We start from the raw sequence: 15,508 nt of genomic DNA, 5'->3' as shown, positions 1-15,508 counted from the left end.
AAAAAATCAACTACTAACTACTAACCACTAGCCCTTTGGTGCTGCAATCCTAAACAATAAATTTTCTTGAACCACCAAGACACTAAGTCACCAAGTCGAATCATGAAAAACCAGGCAATGAAAGCAGATTTTTCACTCACCTTGAAAGGGGTGCTACTAACCACTAACTACTAACCACTAACTACTAACCACTAACTACTAACCACTAACTACTAACCACTAACTACTAACCACTAACTACTAACTACTAACTAATAACTACTGTATTTGTCGCCGCGCTGCTTCTAAAAGCAAGCGTTTCTCAGCCCGGGCAATGGCTTGATATGTCCTCAATACTGCTTCCGGTTCTACGGAAATGGAAGTAATACCCCATTCGATCAGATTGTCAATGATTTCCGGATACAATGCTGGTGCTTGACCGCAAATAGAACAAGGAATTCCGGCATCTCTCGCCATGTGGATCAGTCTAGCGACTGCATCCATTACCGCTGGGTGGCGTTCATCAAATGCTTTTGCTAGCTGTCCTTGTTCTCTATCTACTCCTAGCAATAGTTGAGTGAGATCGTTGGTTCCAATGGAAATACCTTGTACACCTGCTTTGATATATTCTGGCAGCAAAAACAGCACGCTTGGCACTTCTGCCATAATCCACAGCTGAAATTGTGGTACTTGATTTAAATTTGCTTGCTCAACTTTTTGGCGGCAAAAGCGAAACTCTTCTACCGTGCGAACAAATGGCAAAATTAGGTGGATATTGGTATAACCAGCTTTTTGTACATTTGCCAAAGCCGTTAGTTCCATCTCAAAAACGGCGGGGTTTTCTAAATAACTGAAAGTACCCCGCTCTCCCAAAACCGACTGTCGTGAAGATGGGATATTATGGCTAAAAGATGACAATTCGTGCGATCGCCAGTCCAAAGAGCGATAAAAAATAGGTCTTGGTGCAAAGGCATGGGCAAACTGCACAATCTGATCGTACCAGCGCTCTAGTAATTGAGTCTGACGCCCATTGATTAGCCAATGATTGGGGTGTTGTCCCTCCAACATGGTAAGTGCCATCAGTTCTGAGCGCAATAATCCCACTCCATCTACAGGTAGAGAGAGCGCTTGCTCGATTAAGCTTGGCTGACTCAAGTTTACCAGCAACCGAGTAGCGATCGTAGGTAAATGAGAATTGATGGGGTGATGGGGAGTAGTTTGCTCCGTTGTTACAGACAGTGGTGTATGACTAACGTGTGATGAACTAACAGAGTGATGGGGAGATAAAGATAACGAGGCAAAAGGAGAGAATTGATCTAATTTTTTCCTCCTGGTATCGTCTCCTCCTCCACCCATACTGAGGCGATAAATTTCTCCCTTGTCGCCATCGATGAGCAGTTGTTCGCCGTTTTGAATCAATGTTGTAGCATTTGCTGCGTTTACTACAGCGGGAATGCCCAATTCTCTTGCCAGAATTGCCGCATGACTAGTTAAACCTCCCTGTTCAGTGATAATCCCACCTGCTTGTTGCAATATTGGCAACCAATTAGGCGTGATGGCTGGAGCAACTAAAATCACTCCTTTAGGTATTTGTTCTGGTCTGTATTGTGAGTTCACCACATGGGCTGTTGCTGTTATGCGTCCCATTGCTGCCCCCAATCCTTTGATGAAGTGGACATTGGAAATCCCAGATGGGGGAACGTTAACTTGTGTCAGGTAGAGTACCCCTGAAGGCATTTCTTGAGAAATTGTCCACTCTAAGGTAAGGTTCGCACCAAATTCTGTCACAAGTTGATTTGCCAGGCCAATTAATTGTTGTAAGTGTTCTTCTGATAAAGCATATGCTTGTTGTTGGGCTTCCTCAAGAAGGCAAACTTGCAAACAAGAATCATCTAAGGTTGACACAGAGGCTGGCACAGATTGCAAATCAGCCCCAGAATTTGCATCATCAATACGATAAGCCAGCATTTTATAACCCAACTGTTGCTCTAGCACCATGCCAGTTTCTGGTTGGATGTAGTAGACATCTGGCAGAACTTCACCGTAGGCGATCGCAAATCCCAATCCCAAAGTGGCTTGAATTTCCCATGCTGAAGAGTTGGCGATCGCTAAGCCACTGGCAATTGCATTTTGAATTGGTTGTACCAAAACTGCTAATTTTATTTGCTGCAAGTCAATACCTACTTGCTGCCAATAGAGAAGACTTCTAGCACGAAAAAGCTGACTCCAAGTCCGCTTCAGTGCTGTGGCGATCGCCTCTAGTTCGCAGCGACAAACTTGTGACTCTAGCAATCCAGATAAATTGCTAACTCCCTGTTTGCCTGTCGGAAGCATCAGGCTAGGACGAAAAATCAGAAATTTAGTATCCCACCTTCTCGCTGCGTTTAAAATTGCATTTAACAGCTGTGGTGGCACAGTGGCAGTGATAATCTCCTGACGTAAGCTTCCAGCCACCTGCTGAAGTTGATGCCAATTGCTTACATCTAAATGCAAAGAAGAATTGGGTAAGTCAGCAACTAATGCTTCTGAACTGTTCAGAGTTTCTAGAAATTCTCGCAAAACTGATGCCGCAATGACGAAACCAGACACCACCGGATAACCACGCTGCATGATTCTGCTCAAATAAAAAGCCTTATCACCGACTTCGGCGCGGTCTAGTGGTTTAATTTGCTCAAGCCAGTAGAGTTTGTCCACTCAATTAGTCAGTTGTCGGTTGTCATAGCCTCTGGTGGAAACCAGAGAAGTTAGCACGGGTGCAAGGCTTTACGCCTGTACAGTTGTTAGTAGTTGGTTGTAAATCTCTAACTATTAATCACTATCCGCTATCCACTATACGAGCAAAGCATTTGTACGATAATTTTTCAGTTTAATGGAAAGAAAATATTTTCAAATGCTTCGCCCAGTCTAAGTCATTTGACAGTCTGGAAACAGCGCTGCTGGCTTTTGGTATTGCGATTTAGTTTATACTAAAAGTACTAAAGAAAAGATTTATTATCTCCTGTGTTGCCTCAGCGTTTGTATATTGCTAATTAGCCTATCTGGAAGCAGAGTAATAAATAACTAGTCATACACGGGAATTTCTGCCTGAGCTTGGTTCCTTAATGCTGCTAGCTTGCTGGGCATTTTATCAAAGAAAATCTATACAGAGAATCTTATCACAATACCAGAATGGCGAGGGCAGGAGGCAGTTGGATCTGAAATATGAGAGCGATCGCTGCTTTAGTGCGTGTTTCGACTCAAACCACAAATGATGTTCGCATTATCAATATTGTCAAATACATACTACCTGTCGCCTAATGATTGGTTAAACATTGCCTTTCGGCTATCTCTGGCGATGTTTTTTGGGGCAATAATTGGCTTAGAAAGGGAAAGTAGGCGCAAACCAGCTGGTTTGAGAACTCATATGCTGGTGAGTCTTGCTGCCGCAATGTTTGTGATGATAATTCTGCAAACAGATGTAGAACCCCGAGATTACAATGGGCTTAGCCGCGTAATTCAGGGTGTGGCAACTGGTGTAGGATTTCTTGGTGCTGGAGTAATTTTGCGCGAATCTCCGCAAGAAGAATCACAACGAGTCGAAGTCAAGGGACTCACCTCAGCAGCAGCTATTTGGTTGTCAGCGGCTTTAGGAATGGCAGCTGGATGTGGTTTGTGGCAATTAGGATTAATTGGCATCCTATTGTCTTGGTTTATTCTTTATGTTGTGAAAATTTATGAAAGAATCTATTAGGTCTGTCTGCTTCCGAAAAAGTAATTTTTAAAACTGCGATCGCTTTTTGTTCTATCTTTATTTTTATTAATAATTAAAAAGTGCTAATGCCTTATTAAAAATTTCTTCTTCTGCTCTAGTTATAATAATTGATTTCACGAAATTAACAAAATTCCAATCAGTTTCACGTTCATTTTCAATAGTTTTGCTAGCGGCATAAAAACTGACATCATCAAATATTTGTATACATTAATAATCTTCCGCACGCAATAACCAAAAGCCGCTGAAAGTCATTCCCGAGTCATCTGGCTGCACAAGTAAAAAATGTAACCCGTGACTTTGCTGCTTGCGCTGTTCGTAAACCCTAGCCGCCGCAGCCACTTCTGGATCTTCAAACGTAACAACAATCCACCTATCCACCAAACCTGCTTCTAATACCAACCCATCCGGCGCACCAGCAACGTAACTTAACGCCACAGGACGTGATTGTTGCAACCATCGCGCCAAGCGCATCGATTGGCGTCCTCCATAAATTACCACACCGGGAACCGGCACCGTTGACGCCAAACCCAGATTAATAGGCAACAAAAACTCTGGCATTACCAAAATGGGAATGGGAACTTCTGCAAACGCCTCCACCAAATTACCTGCTGACAGTGTTGCAAAACGCCACTCTTCTCCCCAAAGATTTTCCGGTAATGGCGTGGGTGGTGGCTTGTCTAACACGATTGGATATTGCTTTTCCTGCAACCACTGCTTCAGGGCAAAAGTGCGCCGCGTAGGTTCAACATTAATACCCAAACTGCGTCCAGCTTGTTCAATTAAACCCAAAGACTGAGGACGAAATACCTGAATGATATCCGGCAATTGTCCACCAGCAGCCAATTGTAGTTGAGAAGCAACCCAATTGGAATTTGCTTCAGACTGGGGACAGGTAGCTTCATACTGAAAACTGCGATCGCGATCGCAAATCAACAACTCCCATACATTTTGCTGCGGACGACGATAAAAATCAGCTTGCCAGATACGCATTTCGTTTTACCTATATAAAAAATGAACCACAAAGACACAAAGACACAAAGGATTTCTTGGTGACTTGGAGTCTTGGTGTTTCATTCATATAAAAAAGTGAACCACAAAGACACAAAGGGTTTCTTGGTGACTTGGAGTCTTGGTGGTTCATTTTTCTTAAACCAGAACTTTCGCTAAAATCGGTGGCACTTTTACAGAAATTTCTGGCACGTACACCTGAGAAACGTAGTCAGCAATCATTCTATCAGTGTTAAACAGTGGTGCATGGGTCTTAATTGAAGCCTTCATCATCTGCAACCAACCGTGGGGAATGCCGTTAGCATCTTGGTTGTAGTAGAGGGGAACTATTTCCTCTTCTAACAATTTATACAGTGATTCAGAATCAATGCGGTCTTGTAATTCCTGATCGCTGGTGTGGGCGTCTTCACCAATTGCCCAGCCGTTAATGCCTTTGCCGTTGGCGTCGGCTTTGTAGCCTTCACACCACCAGCCATCAAGGACGCTGCAATTAATGCCACCGTTAAAGCAGACTTTTTGCCCACTTGTACCAGATGCTTCTAGGGGACGGCGGGGGTTGTTTAACCAAACATCGACGCCTTGCACGAGTTTTTGCGCGGTGTAGATATCGTAGTCTTCGATGAAAGCGACGCGGTTGGTTATTGCTGGATGTCTGCACCACTCCATCAAGCGTTGAATAATCCGCTTGCCTTCTTCGTCGGCAGGGTGTGCCTTGCCTGCGAAGATAATCTGTACAGGGCGATCGAGATTGCCAAAAATCCGTAAAGCGCGATCGGCGTCACGCAGCAGCAAATGACCGCGTTTGTAAGGTGAAAAACGTCTGGCAAATCCGATGGTTAGTGCTTTCGGATTGAGTAGGAAGTCGGTAGCTTGAATTCTTTCGTACTCTTCGCCTCGTCCTTCCCTTGCTTTTTTGACTTTATAGCGGGTGTAGGCTACGAGTCTTTCTTTGAGGATTTGATGTCGCCACCACAGTTCTCGATCGGGAATTTCGTCTACTTTCTCCCACATTTTGGGATCGATTGCACGAGTTTTCCAATCTGTACCCAAATACTGATTGTACAAATCTGCTATGAGGGGAGCTGTCCAGGTTGGTGCATGAACTCCATTAGTAATGTAACCGATGGGGACGTTGTCTTCAGACCGATTTGGATACATGACTGTCCACATCTGGCGGGAAACTCGACCGTGTAGTTCACTGACACCGTTGGAGGTACGGCACATCCGCAGTGCTAAAACGGTCATACCGAAGGGTTCCCAAGGATCGCCGAGTCGACGTGCGCCTAATGCTAAGAATTGTTCGCGGGAAAGGCGCAGTTGCGGCCAGTAGTGGGCAAAGAAGGAGTCGATTAAATCTGGTGAGAAGACATCGTGACCGGCTGGGACGGGTGTGTGGGTGGTGAATACACACCGATTTCGCACATCTGCTTCGATGTCGTAGAAGGATTTGTTTGTGCGTTCAATTTCTTGCCGGGAAATTTCTAAGGTGCAGAAGGCGGCGTGTCCTTCGTTAAGGTGATAGACAGATGGTTGAATTCCTAAAGCTGTCAAAGCACGAACGCCACCAATTCCCAAAACGACTTCTTGGGCGATGCGGGTTTCTTGGTTCCCACCGTAGAGGTGTCCGGTTAACCAGCGATCGATGGGATCGTTGTCATCGCGATCGCTATCTAAAAGATAGAGGCTGACTCGCCCCACTTGCACTCGCCAAATTTGCACTTTCACCCAGCGCTGGCGAATTTCTAGTTCGATGGTGAGTGCTTGCCCTTGTTCATTTTTGATTAATTCCAAGGGCATACGGTGGAAGAGGTTATCAACGTAGTAATCTTCTTGCCAACCACCGCGGTTCAAGCGTTGGCGGAAGTAACCCTGGCGATACAGCAAGCCGATACCGACCATTGGTACGCCCAAATCCGATGCTGATTTGAGGTGATCGCCTGCGAGAATGCCCAAACCCCCAGAGTAGACGGGTAGGGACTCATGGATGCCAAATTCGGCGCAGAAGTAAGCAATGGGATGTTCAGTTGAAACTTGCGGTGCTACCCGACTCACCCAAGTATCTTTTTGCGTCATGTACTCGTCAAATTCTTTGGCTAGGGCAGAAATTTGTTTGAGGTAAAACGGGTCTTCTGCTAACTGGGTGAGGCGTTCGTAAGTTGCCGATTCTAATATTGCTACTGGATTATGCCCGCAGCGTTCCCATTCTTGGGGATCGATGGTTTGGAATAAGGCGAGGCGATCGCTTGTCCATGACCACCAGTAGTTATAAGCCAAATCTGCTAAGCGTCGTAGCGGCAAAGGCAATTTTTCACTCAAGCGAAGCGCTGCGTTAATTGCACTGCTTTTAGTCATAATTATTGTTCGTTTAGTTTTGTAAGTTTACTAGTCAATAACGGCAAATAAGGCGACTATTTCAACCTGCTTCCCGTCGCCTTGTTGCTGAGTCAACCTCTGGAAATGCAGCAGTTTATTGACAAAAAACCTATCCAAGTCTCTGGTTTTTGCTTTTCAACATACTAACAATCATCCGTCTTTTTGTGACAATTTTGATAACTGTCTATCTCAAATTTATTGACGTTGTTTTAAATTATTTTTTATATATTTAAGATTTATTTAACTGTTTATAACTTTCTGTCCAATAAGCTCAAATGATTTTTTACTACTATATTTATCAATTAAAATACCTTTTTTAATAAAAATTATATAACTAAATTAATTTTTGTAACAATAAAACAATTAAGCAAAAACTCCCTAATGATAAATCAGGGAGTCCTCTAGCTGAGAGTAATTCACACTTCAATCAGGGCGATCGCATGATGGCGGATGTGATCTTCAATAAAAGAAGCGATGAAGTAATAACTGTGGTCGTAACCCTGTTGATAACGCAAAGTCAGAGGTTGATTAGCTTCCCTACAAGCTTGGTCAAATACATCAGTCAGCAATTGTTCTGCTAAAAATTTATCCGCAGTGCCTTGGTCGATGAGAATTAGACTGTGATAACCAACTTGCTTGACTAATTCACTAGCATCGTAGGCACGCCAAGCTTCTTGATCTTCACCAAGATAACCGCTAAACGCCTTCTGACCCCAAGGACAACGCATCGGTGCAGCAATGGGTGCGAAAGCTGAAACTGATTTGTATTTTTGGGGATTTCGCATTGCACAAACCAACGCCCCATGTCCACCCATAGAATGACCGAAAATGCTTTGTTTATCTGGTAGCACTGGGAAGTTTTCGGCAATTACAGCAGGTAATTCATCAACGACATAACTATACATGCGGTAGTGCGACGCCCACGGTTCCACAGTCGCATCAACATAAAAGCCAGCACCCGTGCCAAAGTCCCAGTCGTCATCCTCACCAGGAATTCCGGTTTGGCGGGGGCTAGTATCTGGTACTACTAACATTAAGCCGTACTTTGCTGCCAAGCGTTGCGCCCCCGCCTTAGCCATAAAGTTTTCTTCCGTGCAAGTCAAACCGGAAAGGAAATAGAGAATTGGTACTGAATCGTGACTTGCCTGTGGTGGTTGGTAGATGGCAAAGCGCATTTCACCATTGCAGCTAGAGGAGAAATGACGATAAAAGCCGAGTTTGCCATCAAAGCATCTTGATTCTGAAATAAGATCGACAGACATAGTTTATTGATTATATTCGCTAAACTTACGAGTGGAGGTCAGGCTATTTACATCAGTTAAAAATTTACTATGAGCCAAGAGCAACAGCATATTTTCGAGTCTAAATATGTTCAGGAATCATCGACATCCGCACAAGATACTGAACAAAAACAACAGGAAAAAGATAAAAAAGTTTCCTATGTACACAAGACAGATCGTATAAGAGCTTGGAGTGAGTTTATTAAGTCAGTGACTCCCTATGTTTGGGCTGCTGTCATCATTATTGTAATTATTCCCTTGCTAGGTAGATTTTTAATCGCAGGTTCATCACCTGAAGATAAAAGCATCCCTACTCAAACAAATAACAATATAGTTATTGTTGAAAAAATTCCACAACCCAAAGGCATTGAGATGGCGATCGCAACTGCTCTTGAAAATGCTAAATCTCAATCAGAAGCTTATGCTTCTGAAAAATTAAACGATTGGGTTGATGAATTGATGACTCGTGTTGATGATAGTTTCCTAGATTGGTATTTTAATTACTTCAATCAAAAGAAACTAGAGTTCAGCACACCATTTGTATGGCTATCTTCAGCAGTTGCTCACTGGGCAAATACAAATAATCCATCTCCTACACAAGCAGTAGCAGAAAAATTGACAGAGAATTTCCAAACAGAATTTGCTAAGCGTGTCCTTAGACCAAAAATTGCCCAACTTGAATTAGAGAACCTCACTAGAGATACTATAAATTTATATGTCACACAATTGAGTAAAAATATTTCTAATATCCAAAGCAGTTACAAAATACCTCAAGGAGATTGGGAGCGTTATCTAAATGATATTGCAATCACTATTAATGATACAGAAGGCAATATTTCTAATTTATCCTTAAAGGTTTTGACTGGTGGAAGCGCTTACCTACTTACTAAAGCAATGATTCCAACAGTGACAAAAGTAGGAAGCAAAATAGTTACATCTTTTGCTGGAAAAGCTGGCGCAAAAATGGCTGCAAAAACTGGTGGTGCGGTTGCTGCGAAGGTAGGTGCAGAGTTACTAGATCCAATTGTAGGAGTTGGGATTATCATCTGGGATTTATGGGATTATCATCATACAGTCGCAGTTGAAAAACCAATTTTACGGGATGCGATTCACGATTATTTGCAGCAAGTCAAATATTCTCTGCTAGAAAACCCTGAAAATGGCATAATGACAGCAATTAATCAAGTGGAAAGTGGCATTTTAAAGTCTATTGAATCAGTAAAACAACCCGTATGAGTTTAATAAATAGCGAAAATATTTGTCTGTTTTAGAAAGCTATTCAAATCAAAATGAACAGTTTGAGAATCATTTTGATTGCTTCTCAACCATTAACTTATGAGCATCAATAATCTTTTTTTTATCCATTACTGCCAGTAATACTGACACTTCTTGAGAAACTGGTTCATTTAAATTTAATATATTTACGGCAGTATCTAACGTTTTACCTTGTAGGATTTGATAGCCAAGTTTAAGCAAATTATCCCAAGTAATATCGCTTTCCAAATATGCTTTAGCAATAGTAATAAGCAGGTCTTGATAATCATTACCTTCAGCTTTTGTCATCATGGTATGGGGAATTTCATAGATTTTATCAAAGCGAAAATACCAAGATTTTTGCTGATATTTGTTGACATTTGCAAACAAGATTTGCAGTTCATGCTCATCTATAGTGAGGTCGCTTTCACTGGAAATTACAAACATTGGCACTGCCGATTTATCTTTAGTTCGTTCCAAAATTTCTTGACCCATATCTAAAAATAATCGCAATGCTGGAATGCGAAAGCCATTATAGCCAAAATTACCAGGGTTATCTTTATTTAACCATTCGTAATAAAAAGGCAGAGTTTCCACTAAAAAATCTACTATTTTATTAGTACCGCTTAAATAAGGAGCGAACAGCAAAGCTTTCTCTATTTCTTGCGGACGTTCTAATGCTAACCAAGCTGATAAATTTCCACCTGTAGATAATCCGCCGATTATCACTTGCTCTCCCAATGTTTGTGCTGTTTGTAGCCAAAACAGAGCAAAATCTTGATAAACTTCTCGCTCCATAGGTAAAGGAGGAGGATTATCTTTATTCCAGTTTCCTGCTATTCCATGACCAGGCTGCAACGGAATTAAAACATTATAACCAGCCGCAAATAGAGCTTTTCCTAAAGGTTCAAACTGATAAGGGCCAGCAGTAAATCCGTGGAAGAAAAGGCAAACTTTTCGAGTTAGATGCGGATGGAAAAAGAATTTTGAGCGGCAAGCTTCGTTTTTTATTGGTAGATTGTTCTCTAGATTAATGGCTTGTTCAAGGATGGCAGTTGTTTTGCTGAAATAATCAGACATATTTTTATAGAAGTTAAAGTTGTTATGTTTTAAACCAAATTATGACTAAATCGAATCTGCCATTAGATCTATAACAATAAAATTCTTTTACCAGACATGCTTGGCAACTCCGCAAAGGAGTATTTTTTGTAAGATATATAACAAAGCATTTATGACCGACAGAAGATTAGGTAGCAATACTATTTGCCCCCATCACGTTAAACTAGGTCTGATAACAGCCGCTCTACCATTCATTATGAGGCTTTTATGGCAGCTAATCTGCAACAGATTGCTTATTACTTAGATAATCTTGGTTGGGACTATCGTTTAGATGAAGAAGAAGACCGTATTATTACAGGTGTAGAAAGTGAAAACATAGAAGATTTTTTAATCGTTGTCCAGTTGGATGAGGAGGGAAAGTTTTTTCGGCTATTTGCACCACAAGTTCTTGCAGGAGTACAAGACCATCCTTACAAAGCAGCAATTCTCCAGTCAATGCTAGCAATTTCTTGGGAAACCAAAATGCTGCAATGGGAGTATGACCCTTCCGACGGCGAAATTCGTGCTATTATCGAGTTTCCTTTAGAAGACTCAATTCTCACAGAAAAACAATTTAACCGCTGTCTGAGTGGGTTGATTCAGCTGATTGATAGTGTGGCACTCCCCCGCCTGAAAGCTGTGATGGAAACAGGTCAAGACCCAGGAAATGTAGAATTGGGTGAGAGACTTTTACTCAGCATTCAAGAACAAGCTCCCGGATTGCTAGAACTTTTGGAGAAGGCAATGGAAGCTCGTAAAAAGCGAGGAAGTTTTCCTGGTGAATGAGCCGAATGGGTGGTGAAATAGCTATACTCCAAAGTGATACGCTCAATATACTGAAGTTTTCTAGGGTTGGATCATATGACATCCTATGCTACTTCTTCTGCTAAAGCAGAAATGGGTGAACTTCGGCGGTTAAAAGGCTTACTACCGCCAGAATTGCAAAGTTGGGTAACAGTTGAAGGTACAACAGAGGTAAACCCACCGCTGATCCGCAGCGAAGAAATTGGTAAAGATCAGGTGGAAATTCAAATTGATCTGGTGAAATGGGATTCGCTGGCAATGGATCAGCGCAATCTGCTGTTTTGGCACGAAGTTGCCCGCATTCAAAATGATACTATCCCCAAAGATGGTTGGGAAATGGCAGCCTTAGCAATTGGTTTGGGTGGTGCTGTCGGTGAATTGTGGGTACAGGACGCTTTATTGCTGATATTAGCTTTGGCACTGTGCGGAGTTTCAGGCTGGCGACTTTATCAAAAGAATAATGGAGAAAAGCAGTTAAAAGAATTAGTGGAAGCCGATGAAAAAGCGATCGCTTTGGCGACTCGCTTTGGTTATAGCCTCCCCAATGCCTATAAAAGTTTGGGAAGTGCTTTGAAAACCCTAGTTGATATGACTCCTAGCAAGCGTCAGCGGTCTAGATACGAAGCACGACTCTCAGCCCTCAAACGCAGTGCTAACAAAGTCAAAGCAAAATCTAAATCAACTGTGGATGAAGGTATATATTAGGCAAAATCGAAGGAAGAGAGACAAGGGAGACAAGGGGAATAATTCTTAGTTTCTCCCCATCTCCCGCTCAGTCTACACGAATAAATCAAATCGCCAAACGCTTATTCCATCTGTCGCCGCCTCAACCAGAAACTACCTAGCCCTAAAAAAACTTTTGCATTCGCGTCTAGTAATCAATTACGCCACCACCACCGGAATCGCGATCGCTCAGACCATAAGCTAAAACACATTTATCTGCATATTCTAAATTAGTCTAACTCTTGTGGGGTGGGCGTCACCGCCCGCCCAATTCGTGCAATTTAAATGCACAACAGCTTACCAGCCCTTTGGTGGTGTGAAAAATCTGCTTTCATTGCCTGTTTTTCCTGATTTGACTCGGTGTCTTAGTGTCTTAGTGGTTCAATAAGATCTATATTTTTGCACCCAAACAGTCTCTATTTTTAGAATCGAACTTCCGTATTCAGACTAGGTTAACTGTCAACTTAAGTACAGTATTTTACGCAGAATTTTTATAAATTTTGGCTTAGATTTGCTCTCATCTTCATAAAACAATGCTATTGGGTAGTAGATATTAGTTAGTGGTTAGTGGTTACTAGCTAACTACTAACTACTAGCTACTAACTTTAGAGTTGATTTAACATTTTATGCGTCTGAGGCACAACACGCACTTGCTTAACAAACCTCTTCATCAAACCTTGCCACATCAAAACTTGCTCGGGAGAAGGTGCAAGTATGGGGGTTTCAGTGAATTGCTCAGAAGCAGCCAAAGGTGTAACAGGTTGTAAAAATACAGGGATTTCCGGACTCACTTCTGACACTAATAAAGCCGAACGCTCCAACTCTGCGGGGTCTGTTTGAGCGGAAATGACGATCTTGACGAAACATTCAACTTGGGAAGAGTAACAAAGGTGGAGAAATTTGGTGTGTTCTTGCCAACGAGTTTCGCCACTCGTACTGGGCAATTTCAAATCCATACCCACAGAGTCCAAATAGGGCAGAACCATTGCCAACTGTTCTGGACGATGTCCGCCAGTTTCCAAGTATACGGGTAAAGCAGTTACTGCACGTACCTGTGGTAAAAATTCCACTAAAAATCTGGCATGAAGAAGAGGTTCGCCACCTGTCAGGCTAATGCTATCGTGTAGAGAAGGTATATTTTGTCGCTCAACCGATTCAAGTAATATGGGTAAAGAGACAGGATTTGAGTAAAATTCAAAATCGCGCTTTCCTGGCGATCGCTCTATCCTACAAGTGGTGGGTGCACTCCAAGTGTGAGCGCTATCACAGAAGTGACAGCGCAAGTCACAAAGAGCAAAGCGAATAAATATCTGACGTGTCCCAACGTTCAGCCCTTCCCCTTGAATAGCGGAAAAGACCTCTACCAGACGTGCTGTAGGTGTAATAACAGTTTTAGTAGTCATTTTGATGATAGCAATGCGTATGCCCCACTTCAAACAGCAGGGATGTTTTTTAACTTCTTGTTCTATTGTGAACCGTAATGGCAATCTCTAATTTCAACCTCATTAACTAGTAATTAGTTATGATTTCAACTGATCGAAAATAAGGTTAAGTGATTCACTAAGACAAAATCATGTTCGGCATATTACATTGACTGAAATGGCAATGAATGTTCAGGACCTCATGACTAGCCAACCCCAAGAGGCAGATTTTCCAGTAATGTTCTTACATGACACAGCAATAGTACAAGTATCCGAGCGATTGAGCGTGCTGGAGGCTGTAGCCTTCAAGCAAACTTGTCAAAATTTAACCCAGGCAAATCCAATTCCGCAGAAAATCATCATCGACTTCCAGCAAACTACTTTCATGGACAGTAGTGGTTTAGGCGCGTTGGTGAGTAATTTCAAAGCCGCTCAGGATAAAGGTATTGAGTTTATACTGCGGAATGTTACCCCTCAAGTCATGGCTGTATTAAACCTAACAGGACTGGAGAAAGTATTTTCCATTGAGTCTGATGCTTTGATCCCAGCACGTTCAAAGAACCAACTCGAAGAACAGCTACCGACCACACATCCTTCCGTGCGTTCTTGGATGAAACGGTTGATAGACATTGTGGGAGCATTAGTAGGTTTAGTAATTACAGGAATTATTTTTATTCCTATTGCTGTGGCGATCGCACTTGACGATCCCGGCCCAATTTTCTTCAGTCAAATTCGCTGTGGTTGGATGGGTAAGCGCTTTCGGATTTGGAAATTCCGCTCGATGTATGTTGATGCGGAAGCGAGAAAAGCCGAACTGGAAAAACAAAATCAAGTACAAGGGGCATTTTTCAAGATTGACAACGATCCCAGAGTTACCAAAATCGGAAGCTTTTTGCGACGCACAAGTTTGGATGAACTGCCCCAGTTTTGGAATGTCCTTAAAGGAGAGATGAGTTTAGTAGGAACCAGACCACCCACACCCGATGAAGTAGAACGTTATGAGATACCCGAGTGGCAGCGTCTCGATGTGAAACCAGGTATGACTGGAGAATGGCAAGTCAATGGACGGTCTAGCATACGTAAATTTGAGGACGTAATTCGTCTGGATTTACAGTATCAAAAAAACTGGAGCTTGCTATATGATGTGAAACTGATTTGGAAAACAGTAACCATCCTGTTTCACAAAAATAGTGGTGCTGTTTAGCTTAGTTCTACAAAGGTAGCATCCCGGAAGCCTAGGGGCAGAGTTGCCGCAAAAGACCAGATGACAAGGTTAATTTTCTACCTTTAGCTGCCCCACCTCTTTCGCAAATAAAGAAGTCACTCACTCCTTGCACTTTTGATAGTCTTCTACACTTTGCGTATTTTTCAATAGTTTTGCTACAACTTTGTAAATGTATGAATTTGTACTGATAAAACCAATAAAAATTGCTAGTAAGTACATTCCCACTTACTTAAGTCTGGATATTCACTGACACCAGATTTGAAAAGTTTTACTAGAGTATATTTATAAGTTTCTAATAATCAATTAATCACAATTACGACTATTGCCATGAGCGCGATCGCGCTTATGGCAATAATTTTTTTGTCTTTATTTCTAGTTTTACAAAGCAGTCAATCAAAACTGCATGTCCCAGTACTTTTTCCTTCCCCTTTCAGCCAATAAGGTTCAGATCATTTCACAGAAATGTCCATAGCTATAGGACTAGTATTTGATTTTTGAAAAGATACGTAGGGGAGGCAAAAAGGGGTGTGGATTTTCCTCCCCCTTTATTGCCGTTGCGTTACGCCAAAGGCTAACGCACCATTCTATGTTT

11 protein-coding genes are annotated in these 15,508 nt (G+C 42.1%); 5 read left to right on the top strand and 6 right to left on the bottom strand.

Annotated elements, in window-relative coordinates; translation table 11 throughout:
* Positions 1-258: 258 nt before the first annotated feature.
* Positions 259-2,673: a putative PEP-binding protein gene (locus HXY43_RS18640; protein ID WP_290885895.1), complete on the bottom strand. Its 2,415-nt coding sequence runs from the start codon at positions 2,671-2,673 to the stop codon at positions 259-261.
* A gap of 553 nt (positions 2,674-3,226) precedes the next feature.
* Between HXY43_RS18640 and HXY43_RS18635 the strand changes: the two genes are divergently transcribed.
* On the top strand, positions 3,227-3,709 hold the full coding sequence (locus HXY43_RS18635; RefSeq protein ID WP_290885892.1) for an MgtC/SapB family protein: 483 nt from the start codon (positions 3,227-3,229) through the stop codon (positions 3,707-3,709).
* 228 nt (positions 3,710-3,937) lie between these two features.
* On the opposite strand, the gene HXY43_RS18630 is transcribed toward HXY43_RS18635, so the two are convergent.
* The 3 genes from HXY43_RS18630 to fghA form a co-directional block, all read right to left on the bottom strand.
* Positions 3,938-4,720 carry a Tab2/Atab2 family RNA-binding protein gene (locus HXY43_RS18630; protein WP_290885889.1) on the bottom strand — a complete coding sequence of 261 codons (783 nt, stop codon included), beginning with the start codon at positions 4,718-4,720 and terminating at the stop codon, positions 3,938-3,940.
* A 156-nt stretch (positions 4,721-4,876) separates the two neighbouring features.
* Positions 4,877-7,090: an alpha-glucan family phosphorylase gene (glgP, locus tag HXY43_RS18625; protein ID WP_290885886.1), complete on the bottom strand. Its 2,214-nt coding sequence runs from the start codon at positions 7,088-7,090 to the stop codon at positions 4,877-4,879.
* 437 nt (positions 7,091-7,527) lie between these two features.
* The gene (gene fghA, locus HXY43_RS18620; protein WP_290885883.1) at positions 7,528-8,373 is read right to left on the bottom strand and encodes an S-formylglutathione hydrolase; all 846 of its coding nucleotides are present in this window, start codon (positions 8,371-8,373) and stop codon (positions 7,528-7,530) included.
* Between the two features lie 69 nt (positions 8,374-8,442).
* Here fghA and HXY43_RS18615 point away from each other — a divergent pair, with 69 nt between their 5' ends.
* A complete protein-coding gene (locus HXY43_RS18615) occupies positions 8,443-9,627 on the top strand; it encodes a hypothetical protein (protein ID WP_290885880.1) in 1,185 nt (394 codons plus the stop codon).
* Between the two features lie 69 nt (positions 9,628-9,696).
* On the opposite strand, the gene HXY43_RS18610 is transcribed toward HXY43_RS18615, so the two are convergent.
* The gene (locus HXY43_RS18610; protein ID WP_290885878.1) at positions 9,697-10,725 is read right to left on the bottom strand and encodes an alpha/beta fold hydrolase; all 1,029 of its coding nucleotides are present in this window, start codon (positions 10,723-10,725) and stop codon (positions 9,697-9,699) included.
* Between the two features lie 246 nt (positions 10,726-10,971).
* Between HXY43_RS18610 and HXY43_RS18605 the strand changes: the two genes are divergently transcribed.
* Both HXY43_RS18605 and HXY43_RS18600 read left to right on the top strand, forming a co-directional pair.
* Entirely contained in the window at positions 10,972-11,529 is a 558-nt protein-coding gene (locus tag HXY43_RS18605) for a hypothetical protein (RefSeq protein WP_026734013.1), read from the top strand.
* A 75-nt stretch (positions 11,530-11,604) separates the two neighbouring features.
* Positions 11,605-12,252, top strand: coding sequence for a DUF3318 domain-containing protein (locus HXY43_RS18600; protein WP_026734014.1), 648 nt, complete (start codon positions 11,605-11,607; stop codon positions 12,250-12,252).
* Positions 12,253-12,875: 623 nt separating this feature from the next.
* On the opposite strand, the gene HXY43_RS18595 is transcribed toward HXY43_RS18600, so the two are convergent.
* Complete coding sequence (locus tag HXY43_RS18595; protein ID WP_290885871.1) at positions 12,876-13,673, bottom strand: 7-carboxy-7-deazaguanine synthase QueE; 798 nt, start codon at positions 13,671-13,673, stop codon at positions 12,876-12,878.
* A 196-nt stretch (positions 13,674-13,869) separates the two neighbouring features.
* Here HXY43_RS18595 and HXY43_RS18590 point away from each other — a divergent pair, with 196 nt between their 5' ends.
* The gene (locus HXY43_RS18590) at positions 13,870-14,895 is read left to right on the top strand and encodes an anti-sigma factor antagonist (RefSeq protein ID WP_290885868.1); all 1,026 of its coding nucleotides are present in this window, start codon (positions 13,870-13,872) and stop codon (positions 14,893-14,895) included.
* Positions 14,896-15,508 lie beyond the last annotated feature (613 nt).

The organism is Fischerella sp. (assembly GCF_013388695.1).
GTDB lineage: Bacteria > Cyanobacteriota > Cyanobacteriia > Cyanobacteriales > Nostocaceae > PCC9605.
Note: the sequence above shows the minus strand (reverse complement) of the source record. Positions and strands in the feature narration are given on the sequence as shown.

Excerpts from the sequence above, each read along its gene's own strand:
- HXY43_RS18610 (WP_290885878.1), bottom strand. The coding sequence starts at position 10,725 with ATGTCTGATTATTTCAGCAAAACAACTGCCATCCTTGAACAAGCCATT.
- HXY43_RS18605 (WP_026734013.1), top strand. The coding sequence starts at position 10,972 with ATGGCAGCTAATCTGCAACAGATTGCTTATTACTTAGATAATCTTGGT.
- glgP (WP_290885886.1), bottom strand. The coding sequence starts at position 7,090 with ATGACTAAAAGCAGTGCAATTAACGCAGCGCTTCGCTTGAGTGAAAAA.
- fghA (WP_290885883.1), bottom strand. The coding sequence starts at position 8,373 with ATGTCTGTCGATCTTATTTCAGAATCAAGATGCTTTGATGGCAAACTC.
- HXY43_RS18635 (WP_290885892.1), top strand. The coding sequence starts at position 3,227 with ATGATGTTCGCATTATCAATATTGTCAAATACATACTACCTGTCGCCT.
- HXY43_RS18630 (WP_290885889.1), bottom strand. The coding sequence starts at position 4,720 with ATGCGTATCTGGCAAGCTGATTTTTATCGTCGTCCGCAGCAAAATGTA.
- HXY43_RS18600 (WP_026734014.1), top strand. The coding sequence starts at position 11,605 with ATGACATCCTATGCTACTTCTTCTGCTAAAGCAGAAATGGGTGAACTT.
- HXY43_RS18595 (WP_290885871.1), bottom strand. The coding sequence starts at position 13,673 with ATGACTACTAAAACTGTTATTACACCTACAGCACGTCTGGTAGAGGTC.
- HXY43_RS18615 (WP_290885880.1), top strand. The coding sequence starts at position 8,443 with ATGAGCCAAGAGCAACAGCATATTTTCGAGTCTAAATATGTTCAGGAA.
- HXY43_RS18590 (WP_290885868.1), top strand. The coding sequence starts at position 13,870 with ATGGCAATGAATGTTCAGGACCTCATGACTAGCCAACCCCAAGAGGCA.